We start from the raw sequence: 4,221 nt of genomic DNA, 5'->3' as shown, positions 1-4,221 counted from the left end.
AGAGTTTTTATCAAAATTAAGGGTGGTCAATTTAAACCGAAATTACCTGGTCACTTTGAATTGAAATTGGGTGGTCAATATCACTGGAATTTACAATGATATCATATAAATTAATACAGATTTTACGTTTTTGAAAATTCCAAAGAACAAGTTTTTTTTAATTTAAATTTTTATAATGATTTCTTAGTAATGAATTTAGCATATATAAAAGTTTCCTGAATTTTAGCGCTTTCAGAACCGAAAATTACAAACAAGAATTTAAATAAAAATTTGTAAATTTGATTGGATGGTTTACGAACAGACAAAACTTATTATTAGGGTTGCTATTGTTTAGCAATAATTCTATTTTGGTATAGAATTTGAAAATAAGAGATTACCATCAAATTATATATAACTTAAAATTGTAAGAGAGCTTCCACCATCAATCCGGAAGCTCTCTTTTTATTATGAGTCAAATCCTATTCCGGTAATTGAACTTTTTGTAATATTGATTTACAAGTTTTTTTCAGGGCATAGTTTCATAGGAAGGTTGTTTTTGCACCTTCCTTTTTAGTTTTTGTAGATTAGGCACATAGATTGTATTCTTGATAAAACTTTCTTCGTATAGTTGTTTGACAATCGACCTCGCATTTGCGAGGTTGTTTTTTGTTTTATGATGGTGTTTTATTTTTGGTACATTAAAATATATAGTTATCTAATTTATAAAATTTACCCATGAAATATATTAAAATCATCATAAAAAAAGGGCTTGCCTTACTGCTGATTATTCCGGTCATGATACTTTTTGTATTGAGTCTGTCATCCTGCTCGACAAATGATTTGGAAATACAGCAAAATTTCCCATTTGAGCTGCATATTATGCCAATTCCAAAAGATGTTGCTAATGGAGAAATTGTAGAAATCAGATTGAAAATTATTCCAAAAGGTAATTTCACCGAAACTAAATATTATATCAGGTATTTTCAGTTTGATGGTACCGGGACACTGTGCTATAACAATGAGCCGCCTTACAAGCCCAATGATTCGTACGAGCTTAGCGAAAAAGAATTTAGATTATATTACACCTCAACCTCAACTGTTTCGCAAAGTTTTGATGTCTGGATTTACGATAGTTTTGGAAATGGAAGACAAATTAGTTTTCAATTTAATACTAAAGATTAGCTGTAACACATCCCACTTTAATTGTGGGATTTTATATTGAATAGAAAGAGTACAATTTGCAAATTAAAGTAAATATTAATGAAGTAACTTAATAAAGCTGGAGGCCTGTATTGATGGCGTATTAGGTTACTTTTGCGTAACAAAAAAGAAGTTTTCGATAGTACAGAGAAATTAATTTTTTTCTACGCAGCATTACCACCAAAAAGAGATTAAAAAATTAATTTGTAAAAAAGGTCTTACTACATTTTGTAGTAAGACCCTCAAAAAAAATATACATAATATTCAGACCATGTACTTCAACTGAAAAAATAATTTATTCAGCAAAAACTATAGCAAAACAGATGTTCATTTAGCTTGTTTTAACTTCTAAAACATGAACAAAATTTAGAATTAAACCCATACTAATCAATCCTTTCATTAGCTTTTAATTCATTATCCAACAAAATAACTGACCCAAGAACCAACAGTTTCTACTTTGCATTAACTATATCCCAGTTTAATTATCTTTTGCAAATAAACTCCGATCATTTTCACTGGTGTTTTTCACAGCTCGGATATTGTAAGCATTAATTCTAACCGTTTTAAAACATTCAGCTAGGATACCTTTTTCCAGAAACTTAAAAACCCATTGCAGGCAGAGTCCACAAATTCAAAGTTTGTTGGAATTTCGTCCCATTTACTCCAATAAGTTACCAACCGGGTTCCCACAGGAGTTTTATTGAGTTGCTCTTTTACATAATCTGAATAAGCGTGGTATAAATCGCTGTCAGGAAGTATTGTATCATCAATCGGATTTGAAGTATCTATATTTTCAAAAAAAGAATTAAAAAAGTAAAAGGCTTCATAATCAGAAAAGCTAATTTTATCAATATTGGAATGCAAGAATTCTACATTCGTAATATTATGCCTCACTGCTATTTTTTTTGATATTTTAGTGAGGAAAGCTCTTTGCTCTATTCCATAAAAAAAACCTTCTGTAGAAGCAGCACCAACCAGACAGAACTTGCCTGCACCCGCACCAATATCAAGTACTTTCGTACCTGGTTTTTCAACCAAATATTTTGCAGCCATTTTGGCTACAGCAACAGGTGTCCAGTGTTTTTCTGCAACGACCTTTATGTTTGGAGGATATATTTCATTAAAGACGGTATCTTTTACATCAATATTTTGACTAATTTGTTGAAAAATCATTTTATTATTTTTAAATATTCTTTGTATGTTAAAAATTCATCAGTTGAGATATGAGTTGAAAGAATAAAAAACCAAGAATTATACGGGTCTGTATTAATATGGGAAGGTTTTATAGCTACATTTTCATTCACCTCTACAATTTGAAAGTCACATGGAGCAACAAGCGAAAAAGTCTTATTGATTCCATGTATAGCTCCAAAATGGTTCTCTTTACCTATGATAGATTCTTGCATGATATATTCAACCAGATGGATTTCTCCTATCTCCTTTTGAGCAAAGTCGGTAATCCCTACACAGAAATCATATAATCCTATTTTTCTTAACCACAGATGATTTTCTGTATAATAATGGTTTTTGGGAACAAGCATACAGTTATTTAATCTAATCTTTAATAAATGGAGTTTTCACAATCACACCTTTGACCGGTTTATTTCTTATATTAATAAAAATTTCACTTCCGTGTTTAGCACTTTCAAAACAGACGTATCCCATTCCTATTCCTTTTTTGAGTGTAGGAGAAAGTGTTCCCGAGGTAACCGTTCCAATAATTTGATGATGATGATCCCAAATTTCATATCCATGGCGGGGAATTCCTTTGCCTTCAATTTCAAAACCTACCAGCTTTTTAGTAATACCCTTTTCTTTTTGAATTTTTAAAAATCCGTTGTAAATAAAATCTTTGGTAAATTTTGTTATCCAGCCAAGACCTGCTTCCAAAGGCGAAGTGTAATTATTAATATCATTTCCATAAAGACAATACCCCATTTCAAGTCGCAATGTATCTCTAGCGGCTAAACCAATCGGTTCAATACCTTCATCTTTTCCTGCCTCAAATATCGCTTCCCATAGATGAGCGGCGTATTTGTTCTCTACATAGATTTCAAACCCAGTTTCTCCTGTATATCCTGTTGCTGAGATCAAAGCATTCGGAATACGGGCTAATTCACCAATGGTGAAACTATAAGATTCTAATTCTTTTAAATTAATATCTGTCAGCTTCTGTAATACTTTTAAAGATTTTGGTCCCTGAACAGCCAATAAAGAAATTGAATCTGAAATATTGGTTACTTCTGCTCCAAAAGAATTATGTCTTTTAATCCAATCCAGATCTTTTTGTATGTTAGAAGCATTAACGACAAGAAGGTAGTCGTTTTTACTTATTTTATAAACCAGCAAATCGTCAATAATTCCGCCTGTATCGTTGGGCATACAGCTATATTGCACCTTACCGGGATAAAGTTTCGTCACATCATTAGTCGTGATTTTCTGTATTAATTCAAAGGAACCTTTTCCTTGTATCGAGATTTCTCCCATATGCGACACATCAAAAACTCCAATACTGCTTCGTACCGTTACATGCTCGCACGTTACTCCTTTGTACTGGACAGGCATTTCAAAACCTGCATATTCTACCATTTTCCCACCAAGGATGTGATGGATTGCATTAAATGCTGTTTTCTTTGTTTTTACAGACTCCATATTGTATTATAATCCTATTAAACATTTATATACATCGGGTCTCAACAGCCATTCTGTATCAAAAAGGTTTGCCATTTTAATTTTTATCATCCACCCCTCTCCATAAGGATCAGAGTTTACGAGCTCAGGATTGGCTTCTAATTTGGGATTGATCTCCAATATTTTTCCCGCAATGGGTAGGAAAAGATCAGACACTGTCTTTACAGCTTCAATTGTTCCAAATATCCCATGTTGTTTTAAAATTTCCCCAAGGGTTTCTATTTCAACATATACTATATCTCCTAATTCACATTGGGCAAAATCGGTAATTCCAATATAAGCCATTTCCTTTTCTAATCTAACCCACTCATGATCTTCAGTATACAAGAGGTTTTCAGGGATCTTCATTAT

5 protein-coding genes are annotated in these 4,221 nt (G+C 32.2%); 1 reads left to right on the top strand and 4 read right to left on the bottom strand.

Annotated features, from left to right (window positions below; genetic code table 11):
• Window positions 1-714 precede the first annotated feature (714 nt).
• Window positions 715-1,161 (top strand): DUF3872 domain-containing protein, encoded by a 447-nt coding sequence (locus B5X64_RS22290; RefSeq protein WP_079467309.1) that lies wholly within the window; start codon window positions 715-717, stop codon window positions 1,159-1,161.
• Window positions 1,162-1,755: 594 nt separating this feature from the next.
• On the opposite strand, the gene B5X64_RS22285 is transcribed toward B5X64_RS22290, so the two are convergent.
• From B5X64_RS22285 to gcvH, 4 genes are read right to left on the bottom strand one after another with little or no spacing between them, the layout of a single operon-like run.
• Entirely contained in the window at window positions 1,756-2,352 is a 597-nt protein-coding gene (locus B5X64_RS22285) for a methyltransferase domain-containing protein (RefSeq protein ID WP_079467308.1), read from the bottom strand.
• Entirely contained in the window at window positions 2,349-2,720 is a 372-nt protein-coding gene (locus tag B5X64_RS22280) for a glycine cleavage system protein H (RefSeq protein WP_079467307.1), read from the bottom strand. The genes B5X64_RS22285 and B5X64_RS22280 overlap by 4 nt, the downstream gene beginning before the upstream one ends.
• A 13-nt stretch (window positions 2,721-2,733) precedes the next feature.
• Window positions 2,734-3,831: a glycine cleavage system aminomethyltransferase GcvT gene (gene gcvT / locus B5X64_RS22275; RefSeq protein ID WP_079467306.1), complete on the bottom strand. Its 1,098-nt coding sequence runs from the start codon at window positions 3,829-3,831 to the stop codon at window positions 2,734-2,736.
• A gap of 6 nt (window positions 3,832-3,837) precedes the next feature.
• Window positions 3,838-4,218, bottom strand: a complete 381-nt coding sequence (gene gcvH, locus B5X64_RS22270) for a glycine cleavage system protein GcvH (RefSeq protein ID WP_079467310.1) — start codon at window positions 4,216-4,218, stop codon at window positions 3,838-3,840.
• Window positions 4,219-4,221: the final 3 nt, after the last annotated feature.

Origin of the sequence: Chryseobacterium balustinum (genome assembly GCF_900168205.1) — a bacterium.
GTDB classification, from domain to species: domain Bacteria; phylum Bacteroidota; class Bacteroidia; order Flavobacteriales; family Weeksellaceae; genus Chryseobacterium; species Chryseobacterium balustinum.
Note: the sequence above shows the minus strand (reverse complement) of the source record. Positions and strands in the feature narration are given on the sequence as shown.